Origin of the sequence: Flavobacterium crassostreae (genome assembly GCF_001831475.1) — a bacterium.
In the GTDB taxonomy this organism is placed as follows: domain Bacteria; phylum Bacteroidota; class Bacteroidia; order Flavobacteriales; family Flavobacteriaceae; genus Flavobacterium; species Flavobacterium crassostreae.
Window position 1 is genome coordinate 502,672 of record NZ_CP017688.1, and the last position, 21,063, is coordinate 523,734.

At 36.1% G+C, this 21,063-nt stretch carries 21 protein-coding genes, 1 tRNA gene and 1 pseudogene; 19 read left to right on the top strand and 4 right to left on the bottom strand.

The annotated features are described in order from the left end of the window. The first annotated feature begins 59 nt into the window (after positions 1-59). From LB076_RS02255 to queA, 6 genes and pseudogenes are all read left to right on the top strand, one after another. A complete protein-coding gene (locus LB076_RS02255) occupies positions 60-971 on the top strand; it encodes a pseudouridine synthase (protein ID WP_066335444.1) in 912 nt (303 codons plus the stop codon). A gap of 76 nt (positions 972-1,047) precedes the next feature. Continuing rightward, positions 1,048-1,410 carry a nuclear transport factor 2 family protein gene (locus LB076_RS02260; RefSeq protein ID WP_066335450.1) on the top strand — a complete coding sequence of 121 codons (363 nt, stop codon included), beginning with the start codon at positions 1,048-1,050 and terminating at the stop codon, positions 1,408-1,410. A gap of 162 nt (positions 1,411-1,572) precedes the next feature. Further along, a pseudogene (chrA, locus tag LB076_RS02265) lies at positions 1,573-2,708 on the top strand (chromate efflux transporter). Between the two features lie 110 nt (positions 2,709-2,818). After that, complete coding sequence (locus tag LB076_RS02270) at positions 2,819-3,145, top strand: nucleotide pyrophosphohydrolase (RefSeq protein WP_066335454.1); 327 nt, start codon at positions 2,819-2,821, stop codon at positions 3,143-3,145. An 83-nt stretch (positions 3,146-3,228) separates the two neighbouring features. Beyond that, entirely contained in the window at positions 3,229-4,452 is a 1,224-nt protein-coding gene (gene aroA / locus LB076_RS02275) for a 3-phosphoshikimate 1-carboxyvinyltransferase (RefSeq protein ID WP_066335459.1), read from the top strand. Positions 4,453-4,648: 196 nt separating this feature from the next. Continuing rightward, the gene (gene queA, locus LB076_RS02280) at positions 4,649-5,698 is read left to right on the top strand and encodes a tRNA preQ1(34) S-adenosylmethionine ribosyltransferase-isomerase QueA (RefSeq protein WP_066335461.1); all 1,050 of its coding nucleotides are present in this window, start codon (positions 4,649-4,651) and stop codon (positions 5,696-5,698) included. 163 nt (positions 5,699-5,861) lie between these two features. On the opposite strand, the gene LB076_RS02285 is transcribed toward queA, so the two are convergent. Next, positions 5,862-6,596: an SIMPL domain-containing protein gene (locus LB076_RS02285; RefSeq protein WP_066335463.1), complete on the bottom strand. Its 735-nt coding sequence runs from the start codon at positions 6,594-6,596 to the stop codon at positions 5,862-5,864. A 195-nt stretch (positions 6,597-6,791) separates the two neighbouring features. Between LB076_RS02285 and kynU the strand changes: the two genes are divergently transcribed. Further along, positions 6,792-8,075, top strand: coding sequence for a kynureninase (gene kynU, locus LB076_RS02290; protein WP_066335465.1), 1,284 nt, complete (start codon positions 6,792-6,794; stop codon positions 8,073-8,075). A 36-nt stretch (positions 8,076-8,111) separates the two neighbouring features. On the opposite strand, the gene LB076_RS02295 is transcribed toward kynU, so the two are convergent. Beyond that, a complete protein-coding gene (locus LB076_RS02295) occupies positions 8,112-9,674 on the bottom strand; it encodes a hypothetical protein (RefSeq protein WP_066335468.1) in 1,563 nt (520 codons plus the stop codon). A 219-nt stretch (positions 9,675-9,893) separates the two neighbouring features. On the opposite strand from LB076_RS02295, the gene LB076_RS02300 reads away from it, so the two are divergent. The 10 genes from LB076_RS02300 to LB076_RS02340 all read left to right on the top strand — a co-directional run bounded on the left by LB076_RS02300 (position 9,894) and on the right by LB076_RS02340 (position 17,205). Next, positions 9,894-10,256: an ISAon1 family transposase N-terminal region protein gene (locus tag LB076_RS02300; RefSeq protein ID WP_070786662.1), complete on the top strand. Its 363-nt coding sequence runs from the start codon at positions 9,894-9,896 to the stop codon at positions 10,254-10,256. A 13-nt stretch (positions 10,257-10,269) separates the two neighbouring features. After that, positions 10,270-11,223, top strand: coding sequence for an ISAon1 family transposase (locus LB076_RS02305; RefSeq protein ID WP_198402045.1), 954 nt, complete (start codon positions 10,270-10,272; stop codon positions 11,221-11,223). 354 nt (positions 11,224-11,577) lie between these two features. Further along, positions 11,578-12,912, top strand: a complete 1,335-nt coding sequence (locus LB076_RS02310) for a tyrosine-type recombinase/integrase (RefSeq protein WP_066331830.1) — start codon at positions 11,578-11,580, stop codon at positions 12,910-12,912. Positions 12,913-12,923: 11 nt separating this feature from the next. Next, on the top strand, positions 12,924-13,925 hold the full coding sequence (locus LB076_RS02315; protein ID WP_066331832.1) for a hypothetical protein: 1,002 nt from the start codon (positions 12,924-12,926) through the stop codon (positions 13,923-13,925). 71 nt (positions 13,926-13,996) lie between these two features. After that, positions 13,997-14,284: a helix-turn-helix domain-containing protein gene (locus LB076_RS02320; protein WP_066331834.1), complete on the top strand. Its 288-nt coding sequence runs from the start codon at positions 13,997-13,999 to the stop codon at positions 14,282-14,284. Between the two features lie 6 nt (positions 14,285-14,290). After that, positions 14,291-14,587, top strand: coding sequence for a hypothetical protein (locus tag LB076_RS02325; protein WP_066331836.1), 297 nt, complete (start codon positions 14,291-14,293; stop codon positions 14,585-14,587). A 12-nt stretch (positions 14,588-14,599) separates the two neighbouring features. Continuing rightward, entirely contained in the window at positions 14,600-16,021 is a 1,422-nt protein-coding gene (locus tag LB076_RS02330) for a hypothetical protein (protein WP_066331838.1), read from the top strand. A gap of 4 nt (positions 16,022-16,025) precedes the next feature. Then, positions 16,026-16,379: a helix-turn-helix domain-containing protein gene (locus LB076_RS02335; RefSeq protein ID WP_066331846.1), complete on the top strand. Its 354-nt coding sequence runs from the start codon at positions 16,026-16,028 to the stop codon at positions 16,377-16,379. A gap of 169 nt (positions 16,380-16,548) precedes the next feature. Beyond that, positions 16,549-16,725 (top strand): terminase gpP N-terminus-related DNA-binding protein, encoded by a 177-nt coding sequence (locus tag LB076_RS13585; protein WP_078055239.1) that lies wholly within the window; start codon positions 16,549-16,551, stop codon positions 16,723-16,725. Positions 16,726-16,992: 267 nt separating this feature from the next. Beyond that, a complete protein-coding gene (locus LB076_RS02340; protein ID WP_066331851.1) occupies positions 16,993-17,205 on the top strand; it encodes a hypothetical protein in 213 nt (70 codons plus the stop codon). A 172-nt stretch (positions 17,206-17,377) separates the two neighbouring features. On the opposite strand, the gene LB076_RS02345 is transcribed toward LB076_RS02340, so the two are convergent. Next, positions 17,378-17,459, bottom strand: a tRNA-Leu gene (locus LB076_RS02345). Between the two features lie 112 nt (positions 17,460-17,571). Here LB076_RS02345 and LB076_RS02350 point away from each other — a divergent pair. Next, on the top strand, positions 17,572-18,963 hold the full coding sequence (locus tag LB076_RS02350; RefSeq protein ID WP_066331853.1) for a dipeptidase: 1,392 nt from the start codon (positions 17,572-17,574) through the stop codon (positions 18,961-18,963). Positions 18,964-19,091: 128 nt separating this feature from the next. Here the strand turns inward: LB076_RS02350 and LB076_RS02355 are convergent, their stop codons facing one another. After that, a complete protein-coding gene (locus LB076_RS02355) occupies positions 19,092-20,450 on the bottom strand; it encodes a saccharopine dehydrogenase family protein (protein WP_066331855.1) in 1,359 nt (452 codons plus the stop codon). A gap of 161 nt (positions 20,451-20,611) precedes the next feature. Here LB076_RS02355 and LB076_RS02360 point away from each other — a divergent pair, with 161 nt between their 5' ends. Continuing rightward, the gene (locus LB076_RS02360) at positions 20,612-20,998 is read left to right on the top strand and encodes a DUF423 domain-containing protein (RefSeq protein ID WP_066331857.1); all 387 of its coding nucleotides are present in this window, start codon (positions 20,612-20,614) and stop codon (positions 20,996-20,998) included. Positions 20,999-21,063 lie beyond the last annotated feature (65 nt).

The window sequence follows — 21,063 nt, forward strand, 5'->3', positions numbered from 1 at the left end:
GCAACGGTTATTGATTGCCAATGATATAAATAGTATCTTTGCGCAAATTAGTGATTATTATGAATAACAAGGAAGGCAATAGTAAGAAAACTGGTGGGAGAGCAAATAGCTCCAGACCAAATTCCAATAAGCCAAAACCTGCCATGCAGAAACGGGCTCAAGGGCCAAAAAAAGTTAAAGTAACTACTAAAGTTGCCCAGACTGCTGCTACTGATAAAGTAGAAAAAAAACAAAACCAAGCTCCAAAGAGGGTTAAGGCTAAAGACGAAATTCGTTTGAATAAATATATTGCCAATTCTGGTGCGTGCTCACGTCGGGATGCAGATATCTACATTCAATCTGGAACCGTTAAGGTTAACGGTGTTCCGGTTACGGAGATGGGATATATGGTAAAACCAGGAGATGTGGTTAATTTTGATGGGGCGACTTTGACTCCAGAGAAAAAAGTCTATATCTTGTTGAATAAACCCAAGAACTTTACTACGGCTTTGGATGAAGGCCAGGAGTTTCGGAATGTTTTGGAATTAGTAAAAGGATCTACCACCGCTAAAATTGGCGCCATTGGAAGAATGGATAAAAATACTACCGGATTATTGTTGTTTACCAATGATACGGATATGATTAGAAAATTTACGCTTCCTAGCCAGAAATCTTCTAAAATATACCACGTTTCTTTGGATAAAAACTTAAAATTTGAGGATTTAGAAAAAATAAATAAAGGATTAGTTCTAGATGGTCACCGCGTTTTTGTGGAAGATGTGAGTTATATTGAAGGGGAAGCCAAAAGCGAAATTGGTCTTAAATTAAGATCTGCAAATGTGAAGGTGGTGCGTTCTATATTTGAACATTTTAGCTATGATGTGTTGCGTATTGATCGGGTTGCTTTTGCGGGTTTGACCAAAAAAAACTTACCAAGAGGAAACTGGAGATTGCTAACGGCTCAAGAAATCATCAATTTAAAGAACGTATAGATTTTTTATAAGAACCTTAAGAATAAGAATCCTTTTCATTCGTGATCAGGATTTTTTTTATGAAACAAAACTGCGTATGTCATCCGAAAAACTACAATCAATTGCCTTTAAATGGATCGAGGCTTTCAACAACAAAGACCTAGACAAACTACTCTGCTTGTATGACGAGCAAGCGGTACACTTTAGTCCAAAATTAAAAATAAAAAACCCCGCTACCAATGGCTTAATTACGGGCAAAGACGCTTTGCGCGAATGGTGGCAGACTGCCTTTGATACCATAGCGGGTTTGCAGTATAAACTAAGTACCTTGACTACCAATGAGGACCGTGTTTTTATGGAATATACCCGAATTACGGATCAGGATGCGCCCCTATTGGTTGCAGAGGTTCTGGATATTAGAGACAACAAAATTGTTGCCTCTAGGGTTTACCACGGATAAAAACATGGTGTAAAACTGCTAAGTCCACTTGTCTGAACCCTCTAGCTTAAGCTCTTTATAGTTGGTTGCCGGGTATTTAATTAAAATTTAATTTTTGAATACGCAACCCAATGCATTTTATATTTATTTTAGCATTTTTTAGAAAACTACAGAAATTAAAAAATGGAAAAGCACGTAGATTGTAAAGAAATTGCTGCCTTGTTTTTAAAGTTAGGATTTATTGGCTTTGGAGGGCCTGCTGCGCATATTGCCATGATGCGGCAGGAGGTTGTGGTCAAAAGAGCGTGGCTAACAGAGGCCCATTTTTTGGATCTTATAGGCGCCACGAGTTTGATACCGGGCCCCAATAGCACGGAAATGGCAATCCATATTGGCCACGAAAAAGGAGGCGTCAAGGGATTGGTGGTCGCTGGATTATGCTTTATCTTGCCGGCGGTACTCCTTACGGGGGTTTTTGCGTATTTGTACCAAAACTACGGCCAAATACCTAGTGTAAAAACTTTTTTGTACGGAATCAAGCCTGCAATTATTGCCATTATTTTGGCTGCAATTTATCCATTGGCCAAAAAATCATTAAAAACAATACCCCTACTTTTGCTTGGGATTGCTGCTTTGGTGCTGGCGCTATTGCGATTTAACGAAATTTATATTCTTTTTGGGTCTGGATTAGTAGCCTTGGCATTTTCAAAAATAAAAAACCAACCAACCTGGAGCTGGCTACCGTTACTGACGCTAGAGTTACTGACGCTAGAGTTACCTAAAACAGCACTGGTAGCGGTTACTAACTGGAATTTGTTTTGGCTGTTTCTAAAAATTGGATCCGTGCTCTACGGTAGTGGCTATGTGTTGTTTGCTTTTTTGGACACCGAACTTGTGGCAACCGGAATGCTGCCAAGAGCTACCTTAATAGATGCCATTGCGGTGGGCCAATTTACACCTGGACCGGTTTTTTCGTCTGTAACTTTTGTTGGATACCAACTCCATGGTTTGCAGGGAGCTATGGTAGCTACTATTGCTATTTTCATACCCTCGTTTTTGTTTGTTGCTTTATTGAATCCTTTGGTTCATAAACTTCGTAATTCGAGTTCCTTTCGTATTTTTTGGATGCCGTAAATGCTGCCTCGGTAGCCGTTATCTTTGCTATTTGTTTGCAAATGGGCAAAGAGGCTATATTGGATTGGCGTACCGTAATCATTGCAGGGATTAGTGTGCTAATCACCTTCGGTTATCCTAAAATTAATAGCGCATTTATAGTATTGTTTGGTGCTTTGGCAGGTTATATTTTGTATTTGGTGTAATTTTGGAGACAAAATCACCAAAAAGTAGCATAGGAATCAAATAGGCAATGGCTTAAAAACACTTAAATTACTTTGCGTAACTTTGTTGCCAAAAAAAAAAAACAATTACAATGGATTTAAAAAATTCTCAATTAGAAGTAGACCGTTGGATCCAAGAGCACGGTGTTCGTTACTTTAATGAACTAACCAACATGGCCCAACTCACCGAAGAGGTTGGCGAAGTAGCTCGTATTATTGCCCGCAGGTATGGGGAACAATCCGAAAAAGAAAGTGATAAAAACAAAGATTTGGGCGAAGAGTTGGCCGATGTTGTCTTTGTTGTACTGTGTCTTGCTAACCAAACTGGCATTGATTTGCAAGCTGCCTTTGATAAAAAAATGGATTTAAAATCTATTAGAGACAAAGACCGTCATAAAAACAACGAGAAACTAAAATAATGTTATAAGTAGGTACAAAACTTTGGCAAGACGTTTATTTAAAATAAATTTGTCCAAACAGTCCCATCAATTCTTCAAAAAAAATGAATTTACTAGTACAAACAAACCATCCCAACATACAGGCACACCTTGCTATTACTGGATCCAAAAGCGAAACCAATAGATTGCTATTATTGCAAGCCTTATTCCCTAACATTACTTTAGAGAACACCTCCAATTCAGACGATAGCGAGGTTATGCAAAAAGCCTTAAACAGACAGGATCAAGTAGTAGATATTCATCATGCAGGTACTGCCATGCGTTTTTTAACTGCTTTTTTTGCAGTAAGCGAAGGCTCCGAAGTAGAATTGACGGGCTCCCAACGCATGACAGAGCGCCCTATAAAAGTTTTGGTAGATACCCTAAAACAATTAGGAGCAACTATTTCTTACAAAAATCAAGTAGGCTATCCTCCTATTTTAATAAAAGGACAAAAAATAACCGCATCCAAAGTTACTATCCCTGCAAATGTTAGCAGCCAATACATCTCGGCCTTGCTCTTAGTAGCACCCAAATTAGAGAACGGAATAGAGCTTACCTTAGAAGGTGAAATCACCTCTGTGCCGTATATCAAAATGACCTTGGCATTGCTAAATGATTTGGGTATTGCAACACGTTTTACGGCAAATACAATTCAGGTTTCTGCAGCTAAATCCGTACCTACCAAAGTAATGACTGTAGAGTCAGACTGGAGCTCAGCCTCTTATTTTTTTAGTATTGTAGCCCTAGCAGATGCCGCAAGCATAACCCTTAGTAGTTTTGCTCAAAACAGCCTGCAAGGAGATTCTGCATTGGTAGCCATTTACAAACAAATGGGTGTCTCATCCGAATTTAAAGACAACAGCCTAACGCTGACCAAAACGGCCGACTTTAAACCAAAAGCCATCCATTTAGACCTCAACAATACTCCAGATATAGCACAAACTATTGTAGTGACTTGCTTTGGTCTTGGGTTGTCCTGCCATCTAACCGGATTGCATACCCTCAAAATTAAAGAAACAGACCGATTAGAAGCGCTACAAACAGAGATGACCAAACTAGGAGCTGTAGTGCGTGTTACAAACGATAGTTTAACATTAGAGCCCGCCACTGTCAGACATCCAAAGGTAAAAATAGCCACCTATAATGACCACCGAATGGCAATGGCCTTTGCACCACTGGCATTAAAGATGCCAATAGTTATAGAAAATGCCGAAGTAGTGTCTAAATCGTATCCTGATTTTTGGGAAGATTTAACAAAACTAAACTTCAGCACTACCCAAGTATAACACACAAGGACACTATTTACAACAAATAACCCATAAAAGAGTGCTTTTGGTGCCCTAAAACCAAATTAAACGCTAAAATACTTGACAACGCCTATCGGACAGTTGTATATTTGCAACCACTTAGTTAGTTGCTAATTAAACTAACTGCTGTTTCGCCCTGCGCATCGTCAAGGGGTTAACTTAATTATAGATATAAATGAAATTATCCCATTTTCAATTTGATTTACCAAAAGAACTTCTAGCGGAATTCCCTTCCGAAAACAGAGACGAAGCCCGCCTTATGGTTATTGACCGCAAAGCACAAACCATCGAACATAAAATGTTTAAAGATGTAATTGATTATTTTGATGATGGAGATGTTTTAATCCTAAATAACACCAAAGTTTTTCCAGCACGTTTGTACGGAAACAAAGAAAAAACAGGCGCAAGAATTGAAGTATTTTTGTTACGAGAACTCAATGCAGAACAACGCCTTTGGGATGTATTGGTAGATCCAGCCCGTAAAATACGAATTGGTAACAAATTATATTTTGGAGAAGACGACTCCTTAGTAGCAGAGGTAATTGACAATACCACCTCTCGTGGAAGAACTCTACGTTTTCTTTACGATGGTTCTTATGAAGAATTTAGAAAAAAACTAACCGAACTAGGAGAAACACCTATCCCAAAATACATCAGTAGAGATGTAACTCCCGAGGATGCAGAGCGTTACCAAACCATTTATGCCAAAGAAGAAGGTGCTGTAGCGGCTCCAACTGCTGGACTGCATTTTTCTAAACATTTATTAAAAAAATTAGAGATTAAAGGGATTAAATTTGCCGAAGTCACTCTACATGTTGGTTTAGGAACCTTCAATCCTGTAGAAGTAGAGGATCTATCCAAGCACAAAATGGACTCCGAAGAATTAAAAATATCTCAAGAAGCCTGTGATATTGTAAATACAGCAAAATCTCAAAAAAAACGTATTTGTACCGTAGGAACTACCTCAATGCGTGCCGTAGAAAGCTCCGTATCTTCACACGCAACACTAAATCCATTTGACGGGTGGACCAACAAATTTGTTTTTCCGCCACATGATTTTACCATTCCAACTTGTATGATTACCAATTTTCATACTCCTAAGTCTACGTTATTGATGATGGTATCTGCATTTTGTGGACACGATTTAATGAAAAGAGCCTATGCCGAAGCCATTGAAGAAAAATATAAATTTTACTCTTACGGTGACGCCATGTTGATCATCTAATCTACCATAAAGGTTAATTCACTAAAAATCCCGTACTAGCACTAGTCGGGATTTTTTTTTGACGCAAGTCCAATCGATCGGGCCCGCGATAGACTTTATTTTTTAATACTACTGCTACCGGACTACACGTATACAAAGGTTGTTATGGCTTAACCTATTACTCCTACTCTACTTGGTAGACTAATTTAACGGTAATTGTAGCTGTTTTATTTTTAGAGTTGGTATTAAAAGAGCCTCCGTAAGAATAATCTTCTGAAGAATTTTGGGCAATAATCTGAAATACTCCCATATCGGATTTTTTTAATTTTCCTAAATCGGCATTGGCGTTGTCTGCAATACTCTGGGCTCTTGTGCTGGCATCTTTGGTGGCTTCGGCAATCATTTGGACTTTTAATTCTGCTAGTTTGGTATAATAATATTCTGGTGCATTAGAGTAAAACTCAATCCCAGAATTGATCAACTCACTAGATTGACGAGATAATTCTTCTATTTTATTAACTTCTTTAGACTGAATAGTAACCCTCTGGCTTAAAGTAAAGCCCGTAAACAAATTCTGTCGGATGGTTCCGTTTTCATTATAGGTTGTTTCAAAATTTTTATTAAAATCTACCGCCGAAAAAACAACATCCTTGGCAGCGATTCCTTTTCCAGAAAAATACTTTTTTATTTTTTCTCTATCGGCATCTAAAGAGGCATAGGCTTCTTTTAGGGTAGTGCTTTTTCGGCTAAAAGAACCACTCCAAACAATTAGATCCGAAATAAAATCTGTTTTACCCAATCCCGTTACGCTGATGGTATCACTGCTTTTGTTTCTGTTTTGAAAAGCATTAGAAAACAAAAATGCGCAGACCACTAACGCTACCGATAAAATAATTGCATTCACACTGTTTTTATACATCTGGACTTTTTTTTAATTCTCTCAAATTTAATGCATTATTCTCATTTACCACTACTTTATATTCCTAAAAGAACCATTATTTTATAAAAAAACAGCACCCTCTCCCCATGCTGGCCAAAGCATTTGTTAAAGCCTCTCTGGTTAGATTGCAAAGCCAACTAATAATTGTTATTTTTACCCTACAAAAATAAAAGTATGCTTTTTAAAAACACCAAGGCATTTGCGCAAGAATGCGATGCACAGGATCCACTACACAAATACAAGTCCGAATTTATTTTCCCGAAGGTAAACAACCAAGATGTGATTTATTTTACCGGAAACTCTCTAGGGTTACAACCCAAAAGAACCAAAGCTTATGTGGATGAGATTATGGACGATTGGGCAAATCTTGCTGTAGAAGGCCATTTTTATGCCCAAAAACCTTGGTGGGATTATCACGAACGCTTTGCCGAACCATTGAGCAAAATAGTTGGCGCCTTACCCTCTGAGGTTACGGTTATGAACACCCTAACGGTCAATCTGCATTTATTGCTGGTTTCGTTTTATAGACCAACCAAAACACGTTATAAAATATTGTGCGAAGAAAAAGCATTCCCTTCGGACCAATACATGCTTCAGAGTCAAGCCGCATTTCATGGCTATGCACCAGATGATGCTATTGTAGAGATAAAACGCAGAGAAGGAGAACACAACCTACGACTGGAAGACATACTTGCCAAAATAGAAGAACTGGGAGATGCTCTGGCCTTAGTTATGATTGGCGGGGTCAACTATTATACTGGGCAAGTTTTTGACCTACAAGCCATCACTGCAGCAGGGCATCAGGTAGGTGCAATTGTAGGCTGGGATCTTGCGCACGCCGCAGGAAACGTTACGTTAGAACTACACGACTGGAACGTAGATTTTGCGGCCTGGTGTAGCTACAAATACATGAATTCTGGTCCTGGTAACGCCTCTGGGGTTTTTGTTCATCAAAAACACCACGATACGGATTTGCCTCGTTTTGCAGGTTGGTGGGGGCACAATAAAGAACGTCGTTTTAAAATGGAACCCAACTTTGATCCAATTGTGGGTGCCGATGGCTGGCAAATCAGCAACTTACCCGTATTGTCTTTGGCTCCCTATTTGGCATCCGTAGAGATGTTTGCCGAGGTTGGGATGGAGGCTTTAATCCAAAAAAGAAGCGTACTTACTGCATATCTAGAATTTGTGCTGCAAGAAATTGACAAAGAAGTAGCTAGTAGTTTTGAAATAATCACACCTACCAATCCTGCAGAAAGAGGCTGTCAATTATCGGTGTTTTTGCATGGAGAAGGCCGTCGTTTGTTTGATTATTTGATGCAAAACGGGGTTGTGGTAGATTGGCGCGAACCCAATGTTATCCGTTTGGCTCCAGTACCGTTTTATTGTTCTTTTGAAGATGTGTACCAGTTTGGACAAGTGTTAAAAAAAGGAATTAACCAGAAAACGTCCAACTAAATCAAACGTATTTATTTTTAGCTATTTACTGGTATTTTAAATAACTAGTTGCTTTAAAACAGCTGCAACATTTCGCCACAAAAAATTAAAAAAAGATTTTTCGGGCGCTCTTGTCACCATTACCGTGGTTGTTTTTAGATGACCATTGGTGTCTTTTTTGACCATTAGATTAGCTAAAGCACTTTTTAACACACTCTTTTTTTGTGGGTTTCTTTTTTGATAAAGGGTAACTTTTAGATTGTGGTATTTTAGAACTGCTGTTTGGTACGATTGGACCGCATTTCCTTTAATGGTAAATTCCAAGACCTCAAAAACCCCTGTGGTAGTGGTATTTATATAGGGCTTTATAAATGGAGACAGTTGTTTTGCTTGCAAATCATACACTTTTCCTGTAAAGGTAAAGGCATCTTTTGGGTCCAAAACATTAAAACGCCATTGTACCTCAAAAGGAGATTTTCTCATAAATTTACAGCGGATGGCAATCTGAACATCCGGGCATTTTTGTAGCTGGTAGCCACTCTGTATTTGAGTGGCTATCAAATTAAAATTATCAAATACTAGTTTTCCAGCCCCTTTTTTAAAGTTTATTTCTTCTTCGTAGATTACTACCGAATTGCGCACCAAAAGCGTATCTACGCGCAAAGGGAATTTTAAGTCTCTTAAGAGCTGGCTATACATTGGTTTTGGGGTTTTGTCGTCTGCCGGCATTTTATTTCTATAAATTGTTGCCTGTAGTTTTTCAACAGCTATTTTACCAACATTAAAATAGGGTTTTTCGTCTTTAAAACCCCAATCCATCTTTAGAACGACAATTGCAGAAGACTGTATCTTGAAAAGATCTTTTTCTGTTTGCAACTTACTCACAAATTCTGAGCGGCTGTATTCTGGTATCCATTGAAAACCTGTAATTTTTAACGTATTTTTGGTTGTCTCAAAATTTTTGGCTCTCATATGGTAAAAATCCGTAGCTCTATAATAAATACTGTTGCTTTTAATTTTATAGTCTTGGTATAAAAACGGAATTTTTTTACGCAAAGTAGTTTGGTCAATTACTATATGGTTTATTTCTGCCTCCAGGTTTTTTAAACTTACCGTATGCTTGTTATTTGGACTTTGAACTACATCTAGACTTTGCACAACCACCTTAAGGCTAGAAATTTCTATAGTTTTATCAAAAGATCCCTCTGTTGTAGGATCCGTATTTTTGTTTTGGTTTAAAGTCTGGATACTATTCTGAAACACTACTATTTTTGGAACTAGTATCGTAACACTATTGGCTTTAAATTTTTGTTCAAATAGTAGCGCTCCTATTTTAAATTGCTGAATCTTTATCTCCGAAATTTTAGAATAAAAAACTCGTTTATTTTTAACTAGTGATTCTTTCTTTTTGGGAATTAAGACAATACCCGTAACAGAAATACTTTGTGTTACTAAATCAATACGCAACGATTGATAGGTAATTGCATGATTTGCCGTGTTTTCTGGAGATATAATTTCGGTAATATTTTTCTGGATCCAAAAATGCAGCCCTACATTTGCCAAAATAAGCAACGTTGACAAAACAAGTATTCCAAGTGCTATTTTTTTGAATGCAGTCATTTTTATTGCGTTTGGGATTACAAAGTTAATAAGTACGCATCTTCTTAAGTTACTTCTTTACTTACAAGAGTTATAACTTTATAACACGAACAGCAATTAGGGCGCACTATTTAATATCCAACTATGGTATAAAAGAGCTGGTAGCATAGTCGCGGATCAAGTCTAAATGTTGTGGGGAAATATTAAATTTAGATATTTGCATTTTAAAATTTAATACAAATGCAAGATTCTTTTGTCGACCTTCTCAAGTTGTTACTTCCTGAAATTATAGTTGAATACTTTGAACTGACTTCCTATAAAAAAGAGGAAGAGATACTTCATCTTTACTTAAAGGAGATTAATTCAATTCCTAAAGAACATCGACAATCAAAATTGAGCTCAAAAGGATTCTTTGATGAAATAACAGTTCAGGATTTCCCTATTCGTGGGCATCAGGTATATCTTCATATCACTCGAAGAAGATGGCTGAATGAAGATACTGGAAAAGTAGTTTTTAGAGATTGGAATTTAGTAGCAGACGGAACTCGGGTGACACAGGAGTTTGCGTCTTTTTTAAAAGAGATCCATAGATTCCAAGCCTAATGATTGCAATGCTATCGCCTCTTTCTATGGCGTTAGCGGTAAGAATCTACAACATCAATACAAAGATTTCTTAAGTGATTTCAAAATATGGGATCAAAAACTACACGCAAAACAATGGCTTATATTTCCAGAAAACATAGGCAAACGCTTATCAATTGACGAAACCTCCTTGTCCAATGGCGAACTCTATACTATTTTGACCAACAAAGCTGGAAAGGGAAAGAAAGGAACTATAGTCGCTATGATTGCTGGAACCAAAGCAGAAACAGTAATTGCTATTATCGAAAAAATACCGCTTAAACTACGAAATTCTGTTACCGAAATAACTCTTGACATGGCAGCAAACATGGGATTGATTGCTAAAAAATGTTTCCCTAATGCTACTCGCGTCATCGACCGGTTCCATGTTCAAAAATTGGCTACAGAAGCTTTACAGGAAATAAGAATTAAATACCGTTGGCAAGCTATAGACCAAGAAAATCAGGCAATAGAAAAAGCGAAGAAAAACAAGAAAAGGTTTGAGCCTGAAGTATTGACTAATGGAGATACTATTAAGCAGTTACTTGCTAGAAGTAGGTATTTCTTATACAAGAATAAATCAAAATGGACGGCGAATCAATTACAACGAGCATTATTGTTGTTTGAATTATATCCCGACATAAAAGAAGCTTACAATCTATCTCAAGAATTACGGAACATTTTTGAAAACACAACGGATAAAATCATTGGTTTTGCCAGACTAGCTAAATGGCATGAAAAAGTAAATCAATCTGGTTTTAAGTCTTTCAATACAATCTCAAGATCGATAATGAATCATTATCAAAGCATATTAAACTATTTTGATAACAGAAGTACTAATGCATCAGCAGAATCCTTTAACGCCAAAATAAAAGCTTTTAGATCTCAGTTTAGAGGTGTTCGAAATGTAGAATTCTTTCTTTTTAGGCTAACTACTATTTATGCCTAATTCTTGTCGCTCCACAGGTTTTGGGATTGATCCAATTCTTGTCGCTCCACAGGTTTTGGGATTGATCCATAGTCGCTCCTTGGCTTTGGTATTATTATAAAACAAAAAACCCTTAAAATAAAAATTTTAAGGGTTTTAGTATTTTAAAAAGTGCGGATAATAGGACTAACCAACTCTTTACGGGTTAGTTTTTGTTATCCTACTAATTTTAATAAAAACCTCCATAATCTTAATGTTTTCAATAGTTAACAACTATCAACAAAGTTAAGTAAGATTAAGCTAGATAAAAATAAACACAAATATTGTCGGCGAATTGTCGGCAAAGTATTAAATTAGCCCCAAATAAATGAAGCTATGAAAGTACGGTATTTTGTAATTAAAGGAAAAAATCAATACACCCCAATTTATATAAGGTTTTGGAACGGTCGCCAATTCGACCAAAAGGCAAAAACGGGGCTAACTGTAAACTTTGAACATTGGAACAATACCAAACAACAAGTGAAGCCCAAAGCGGACGAAACCCAAAAGGATTTTATCAATAATAATTTAAGGGATTTAGAAAAGTACACCATTGAAAATTACAATATCGAATACAACTCAAAACAACATATCGGTAAAGATTGGCTAAAGACAAAGATTGATTTGTTTTTTGGTCGTACAAAAGTAGATGAACAGTATAAAATTTATTTTTTGGATTGGGTACAAAAGTTTATTGATGAAGCCCCGATAAGGCTACACAAAGGCAAACCAATTTCAAAAAGAACTATCCAACATTACACAACCACACTACATAAGCTTAAAGCCTTTGAGGCTACACAAAAGACCCGTTTACGCTTTGAAAATATAGATTTGAAGTTTTACCGTGCCTTTGTCGATTATTGCCGTTCAGTCGAAAATTTAGGAAATAATACAATCGGGGGATATATCACTAATTTTAAAATGTGGTGCAAAAATATTGAACTAGAGGGCTATCCAATAAATCCACAATATAAACACTCGGACTTTTCAGCAATTCAAAACGAAACTAAAGACGTTTATTTGAATGAAGCGGAAATAAACAAAGTATTTGAGCATAATTTTAAAGACAATTTACGCTTATCAAACACTAGAGATTTATTTATTATCGGATTGCGTACAGGGTTGAGAATATCCGATTTTTTAAGACTAGGTCAAAGCAACCTAAACGGCAAAAACATTACGATTACAACGTTTAAAACGGGTCAAAAAGTAATTATTCCAATACATAAACAAGTAAGGCAAATTTTAGACAGACAAAACGGGGCTTTACCTCATACTATTTCAGACCAAAAGTTTAACGAATATGTAAAAGAAGTTTGTCAGGAAGTCGGAATAAATGAAGTTGTAGAGGGTGCAAAAATGAAAAAAATAATCATAAAAGAGAAAACCGAAACAACCCCCGAAGTTGCAATACACCGTAAAGAAACGGGGGATTATAAAAAATGGGAGTTGATTAGTTCCCATACTTGTAGGCGTTCTTTTGCGACTAACCTTTACGGCAAATTACCCAATAAAACTATAATGGCAATTACAGGACACGCCACCGAAACCCAATTTTTAAGCTATATAAAAATTACAAATAGCGAGTTTGCCGATATTTTGGGGGCGCATTGGGAAAATGAAGCAACCAACGAACCAACCGAAAGCAATAATAATTTAAAAGTAATTTAAAGCCCGTTTAAATGATTGAAAATATAAATTTCAGACTATTAAATATTGATAAGTATTTAAAAGAAATAGCCACAACTTACTACAATATAGGGCAAATTTGCGACTTACCTTTTTACGAAAGATTATCTAACGAATTAGCTTTAAAAGAGTATAATCGTTTTAGTAGGCGATTAGCAAAAGGGATAACCGCCCAACCATTGGCACGGCTTACAAATAGTGAGATTGAAACTAAAAAATATTATGAAAATGAAATTAAAACTTTAAAAAGCGCATTGCACAAAGTCCCTTTTTTAGATTGGTTTACCCCCGATAAGATAAACACAAATAGCAAATATTTTTATTTTAACACTAAAGAACTAGAGGAGTTTAAGCCCAATACAGACAATGTATATACTTGGATTAATGGATTAATGCCAACAATGTTAGAGGTTTCAATTGATGAAATAGAAAATGAGTTTGTTAGTAGTCCGTTGCCTAAAATTGACTACTACAAAAACAAATTATCTAAATTGAAAAATGAGGATTTTATTTATTTAGAAAAGATATTAAACGGGGCTTTAATTGAAAAATTAGACAATAAAAATATTTGTAGTAAATTTTGTTTTGAAGTAATAAAAATCAAAGAAATACAATATTTAGAGAAAAAAATATTTGAATTAGAAAACCCACAAATTGAAATAGAAATTTCCGAAACTACGACCAATAAATTAACTCAAAAGCAAATAGCGTTACTATTTCAAAGCCTTTCAGAAATTGGAATTTTCAACAAACAAAAAGTAAGTCAAGACAATTCGAAACAAGCCGAATTGATTTGCTTATTAAGCGGGATTGATTACCCAAATAAAATAATCGACACCAAATTTTATAAACATTGGTTGTCTGTTCAGTCGGATAACGACAAAGAAAATGTAAGAACTAAACAAAATTACACAAGCTTATTAAAACACGCCAAAAGCATTGACTTTAAAGAACTTGAAGCAAAAATAGAGAGTGATTTAAAAACAATAAAATAAAGAACGGACGACCTTTACCCCCGTCCTAGCCTTAATCTTTATAGAGGTTTGCACCATAAAATTATATATTTATGAGTGCAACCGCTATCACTACAGTACAAGTACAAGGGATTTCAGTAGAAACCCTTTTAGGGAAATTTGACGAATTGAAAAGTCAAATAAAAGAACTTCAACAACAACCACAAGCCGACCGACTTATAACAAGGGATGAAACCGCCAAACTTTTAGGGGTTTCACTTGTTACGCTTCATAATTGGGTCAAGTCAAATATTTTGATTGCTTACCGTGTTGGGAACAAAGTAAGATTTAAGGAAAATGAGGTTTTAGCTTCGCTTCAACAAATTAACTCTAAACGCTAATTTGTTATGAAAACAGAAATTATAACCAACTGTTTAGACTTACTAGCAGGATTTGAACTAGTAGCCCCAACCGAACAAATGGGCGTCTTTTTGTCAATCATTGACACGCTTGGAAGTTACACCAAACCCACTAAAAAGAGGGACACCACGCCTATAGTAACACAAAAACTTAACGCCTATCTATTTGTTAGCAATGTGCGTAATGCTTGTAAATTGGGCGTTACGGGTGCAATCACACCAAAACAAGCCCACGAAACGGCTTTAAGCAACTTGGAAAACGCTCTAACTGAATTATTAAAATAAGTAGGTTAAAGAGTGATTGACGGTATAAAAATAAAGTGCAACGGGACAACCGCCCACGATTGGCAAAGCAATATTTTATTAAAATTTTACAGTAGTATAGATGAAGCTACGGGCGAAATTTTGACTAAAAATAAGGTCGCTTTTTATCGTGGGTTATCGTTCCATTTGATACCGTCCACCGTTTCGGATGCGGTGCATTGCTTTATAAAAGGCTCTTTAGCCGTATTTCACAATTACGGACTAAATAACGCCTACGACTTCGATTTTTCAATGTTAAGCAATACTATACAGGAACTTAAAGAAGTCTTTGCAGTCAATCCAAACACCGCCCAAATACAAACTTTTGAAGCTGGGGCAAACCTCAACATTAACCAACCTATCAAACAAGTTATTTCGGGGCTACGGGCTTATCAGAATGAAAATTTTGTTTTGTTGAAAATCGAGGGGGCAAACGTGGGGCGTATGATTTCACGGACTGAATACGCTTTGAAAATTTACGACAAAGGCAAACAATCAGGAACTAACAAAAACCTTTTAAGGCTCGAATATGCTTTTAAGAAGTCAAGGCACGCCCACAAATTCAGCATTAATGTATTAGCCGACTTATTGGACGTTTCCAAACTTGAAGCCGTTAAAATGGCTTTGTGTGAGTTTTGGGTTAATGTAATTTTTTATGACAAAGGTTTGAAGCTTCGGGATATGAACGACAAAGAAACTAAAAAAATGCTTTACTACTTGGATGCTACCAATTGGGCGAAGTTTAGCAGGATGCAACGCAAAAGGGCAACGGTTCATTTTAAAGAACTTTCGGGGCGTTTCAGCACCTCAACAACTCAAACCGAAATAGGCGAATTATTGAGGTTAAAATTGGACGAATTGACATCCGTAAAACGTTACGATTTCCCCAACTTTTTGAAAGGAAATGACAGCCAAAAAAGAGGGTCGAAAATGTTACGTTTTCCCCCTTTAGATGAACAGGGAAATAGTAACATAAAACCATTAAAAAATAGTATCAATTCAATCAATAAAAAAATGGTCGAAAATGGGGCAAAAAATCAAGTTCGAGAATGTTGTAAATGTGGTTCGAATATTTCCCATAAAAAGCCAAATTCTAAATATTGCTCAAAGCATTGTAATAATTCAACACAAGCCAAAAAAAGAAAGATGAACAGACAAAATATAAAAGAGTTCGAAAATCAAAATTTGTCTTTATTACTGCATAACCTAGCCAAAAGTAATTTATTGCTATTGGTCGAATATGCCACCGATACGGGAACGTATGCCGATAGATTAGAACAAAAGGAAATTAACACCAACCCCGATTGGATTTGTGCAGTTATAAAAGTAACCATTGAAGCCGAACCCGTCCCGATCGTTTTAACCTCTTACCGTGCAAGAAAACTAATAAAATCAATTAATAAATTAAATACCTAGAATTATGAACACAACCACCACAAGCCAAACTAAATGGCAAACAGTTAGAAAGAACGGAAGAAAAACAAACGTTGAACGTTTGAGACTTAAAAACCTAGCCTTTAAATTACTGCAATCGGGATTAACTCAAAAGGAAACCGCAAAAAAAATAGGAACTTGTAAAGAAACAATAAGGATATGGGCTAACCAATACCCCGAAGCCCTTACACCCCAAACACACCCCGAAAATTTAACACCTCAAAGCAATGTTTCAGATTTACTACAAAATAGATTTATTAAAATGTTAGAGAATGAAGAAACCACACTGCCCGATTTATTAGCAATGAATAACCTAATAAAAGAACATAAAAAAGCGTGATTTGAGTAAAGAAAGATACTTTAAGGCTATGTTTTTGTATGGGGGGTATATATGTTTTCTGAACTAAAAAAGTACGCTTAAAAGCAAAAAACAAAGTGCGTTTTAAAAAAGTGAATTTAGTTCAATTTACTACCATTTAAGTTTAAACTAATTACTAAAAATTCAACTTATGAAATTATTTGATAGCAAAAAAGCCTTTGAATACTATTGCAAAGAACTCAATAGCAAAGAGATAGCCAAATTATTAGATTGTTCACATAGAACGGTACAAAATTATATGAGTGCCGAAAATTGGAAAGAAAAAAGAAAAGGCTTAAACATAAGTAAAAGCCTTTCAAGGGATTAAGTTTATAAAACCCTCGTAACCTAATACAACCCTCACGCTATGCAATCCCTACCACAGTGAGCGTTATCGTTAATGAGCATTATTAAAAACTTGACTTTGCAAATGTAATTAAAATTTATATATTTGTTGTTCTTAAACTACGACCTTAAGAACTAAAAAAAAGCTCCCTTGTATTATGTGGGCGGTATCGGAAACGACCGCAAAACGCTGTCGTAGGCGTTAGAACCACTAAAATATGAGGGTTTTATATTCTTAAACTACGACCTTATGAATGCAAAGAACAAATTACCCGATTTCTTAAAAGAACAATTAAAAACAATTGACGGCTTAACAAAACGTAATAATCAATTAAGCCAAGATTTTGAAATTGAAAAGAACTGTAAGAACCAAGCCTATTTTTTTATTTTACAAAATGGCTATTTTGATGAATATTTAGAATACACAAAGGAGAATCCCGTTGAACCCGTACAAGCAAGATAATTTTAATATTACCACAATCCCGAAACCTCGACCCTAAAAAGTCGGGGTTTTTTATTTGTCCCAATTTGAGCAAAAAACCCGTTTTATTTCAATTGTCGGCAATTTGTCGGCAAAATACCAAAAGAAAAAGGCTTAAAACATTGATTTTCAATGCAATAAGCCTTTGTTTCTGTGCGGATAATAGGACTCGAACCTACACGCCTTGCGGCACCAGATCCTAAGTCTGGCATGTCTACCAATTTCACCATATCCGCGTGTAATTGTGGGTGCAAATATACGGATAAGTTTGAATATTCAAAGCTTTTTTTAAAAAAAATTATTATTCTATTTTTTGTACTTTTGAAATTATAAAAAATCATTCAATAAATGGAAAATATCAAGTCATACGTTCAAGAAAACAAAGATCGTTTTATCAATGAATTAATAGAATTACTAAAAATACCATCCGTTAGTGCCGATACCGCATACTCGCAGGATGTAATAAATACTTCCGAGGCCGTTAAACTGAGTTTGGAAAAAGCAGGTTGTGATTTAGTAGAAATCTGCGAGACAGATGGCTACCCTATTGTATACGCCGAAAAAATAATTGATCCAACCCTACCAACTGTATTGGTTTATGGCCATTATGACGTTCAGCCAGCAGACCCAATTGAATTATGGACCTCACCACCTTTTGAACCTGTAATTAAAACCACAGACATCCATCCTGAAGGAGCCATTTTTGCTCGTGGCGCCTGCGATGACAAAGGACAAATGTACATGCATGTAAAGGCTTTTGAGTACATGATTCAGAACAACAACCTTCCTTGCAATGTAAAATTCATGATTGAGGGCGAAGAAGAGGTAGGAAGCGTAAACCTGAAAACATTTGTTGAAAACAATACCGAGAAATTAAAAAACGATGTCATTTTAATTTCGGATACCGGTATGATTTCTAACCAACAACCTTCTATCACCACAGGTTTAAGAGGATTGAGTTATGTGGAGGTAGAGGTTACAGGCCCTAACCGAGATTTACATTCTGGGCTCTATGGTGGTGCTGTTGCCAATCCTATCAATATATTAGCTAAAATGATCGCTTCGTTACACGACCAAAACAACCACATTACCATTCCTGGTTTTTATGACAATGTAGAAGAATTATCCTTAGAAGAAAGAGCCGAAATGGCTAAAGCGCCTTTTAGCCTTGAAGAGTACAAAAGCGCTTTAAACCTAAACGATGTGTATGGCGAAAAAGACTATGTAACCAACGAAAGAAACTCCATAAGACCAACTCTAGATGTAAACGGAATCTGGGGAGGATACATTGGAGAAGGCGCTAAAACAGTGATTGCAAGCCAGGCTTTTGCAAAAATATCTATGCGTTTGGTTCCAAACCAAGACTGGGAACAAATTACAGAGTTGTTCACCAAGCATTTTTTAAGCATAGCTCCTGCCGGAGTTACCGTTAAAGTAAAACCACACCACGGAGGACAAGGCTATGTAACTCCTACTGATAGCATTGGCTACAAAGCTGCAAACATGGCATATACAGAAACCTTTGGAGTACCTGCCATTCCGGTACGCTCTGGTGGTAGTATTCCAATTGTTGCTTTGTTCGAAAAAGAATTAAAAAGCAAAACCATTTTGATGGGATTTGGCCTAGACAGTGATGCCATTCACTCTCCGAACGAGCATTTCGGAATTTTTAATTACCTAAAAGGAATTGAAACTATTCCGTTGTTTTACAAATATTTTGTAGAATTGAGCAAAAAGTAAAAACATTGGCTTGTTACAATCCGTTGTTTTGCATGGATTTATCTAGCTAGAACACCTTAATTAAAAACCAAAATCCGCTGACAAAGTTAGCGGATTTTGGTTTTTATATACTAAAGAAAAGAATTCTATTATTCCAATCTATAGCCAGTATAAGGAAGTATTTGTTCTTTAAAGACAACACCATGCTCTTCTAATTCTTTCAAAATAGGCAAATACACTTCTTTGTTTATAGGCAATTGCACTCCAGGTGTTTTTATTTTTCCGTTCAAAATTTGTAACGTAGCCATAGCCACCGGCAAACCTACTGTTTTAGCCATGGCAGTATAGGTTTGATCTTCTCCTAAACAAACCATTTTGGAGTCTATTTGTTTTTTTTCTCCATGCAATTCGTAGCCAAACTTATGGTACATTACAATCATGTCTTTGTCTTGCGCTTGCAAGGTCCATTTGTCGTTTAGTATTTTTTCTAATATTTGTGCGGGCGTAGCCTTATGCAGTCCTATCTTTTTATCTTTGCTAAACAAATCTAACTCTACTAATTTATCCCACATAATGTCGTCTTGATCTATCTTTAAAATCAAACGTGTTTTGATCTCAACAGAATCCGTCGGGTGGTAAGGCAAAAACGAATTGACAAAATCCCGATAACTCATGGACGCTGAATTTTCCAAAACATAGGTATCGTCGGTCATGCCTAGTTGCACAAACATATTCCACGCTTTAGAGAACCCAACGCGCCGTATGGTACCCCGGTACAAGGTAAGGACGTCCTCTAAACCATATACCTTTTTGTATTTTAATGAATCTCTATTGGAATACGCCTCAAAACGACCATAACCTTCTACATCCAAAAATTCCGTTCTTCGGAATAAATTACAATACGGAACGTATTTGTAAGTTCCTTCTTGCAAAAATTTAGCAGCACCGCCTTGCCCTGCTAACACCACATTGCGTGGAGCCCAAGTAAATTTGTAATTCCATAGATTGGTATCCGACTCTGGAGCCACCAAGCCGCCACAAAAAGATTCAAACAAAATCATTTTGCCTCCCTGATCTCTTATGCTGTCAATTACCTTCATGGCACTCATGTGATCTATCCCTGGATCCAGACCTATCTCATTCATAAAAACCAAATTATTTGCTTTTGCGGCAGCGTCTAACTCTTGCATTGCATCGCTTATATAAGAGGCCGTTACTAGGCTTTTTTTATACACAATACAATCTTTTGCTACCTCAATATGCAGCTGGGCAGGCAACATACTAATAACAATAGTAGCGTTGCTTATGGCTTGTTTTCTTTGTTTTTCGTCAAAAATATCCAGGGCTATAGCTGTTGCACTGGGATGGTTTTTTGTTTTCTTTTGGGCTAATGCCAAAGATAAATCTGCAATTACAAGATGCAAATTCTCTTTTTCAGCATTATTTAAAAGATATTGTATCAAAGAAGAAGCAGATCTTCCGGCACCTATAATCAAAATTTGTCTCATAACTATTTAAATATAACACAAAAATACAAAATTGTTGCATTTATAATAAGCCGCTCACATAAAAACAGTTAACAATTTCTGTAACCTAATCGAAACAATATGCCAAAAATCTTTTACCTTGCATATTTAAGAAATATTTTTGTAACTAAATCTACAAAACCATGAACAAAAAAATAATTACTACAGCAGCTTTATTAGGGGGTATTGCCATAATTTTGGGTGCATTTGGGGCTCATGCCCTAAAAAAACTACTCACAACAGACCAATTAATCACTTTTGAGACTGGGGTACGCTACCAAATGTACCACGCGCTGTTTTTATTGTTTATTGGAAACTGGAGCAATATTGCCGAAAAAACAAAAAAAATAATCCTCCATTTAGTACTTTGGGGCGTCGTATTGTTTTCGGGTTCTATCTATTTATTAGCCACAAATGACCTCACAAACTTTGGTTTTGAAGTAATTGGTTTTGTGACTCCTATAGGCGGTTTGTTACTTATAACTGCTTGGGGTGTTTTATTTTTTGAAAATAACAAGAAAACAGCATAAAAATAAAATTATCAAATAGTATCTAAAATATAATATCTATTTTTGCAGTTATATAAATTAAACAA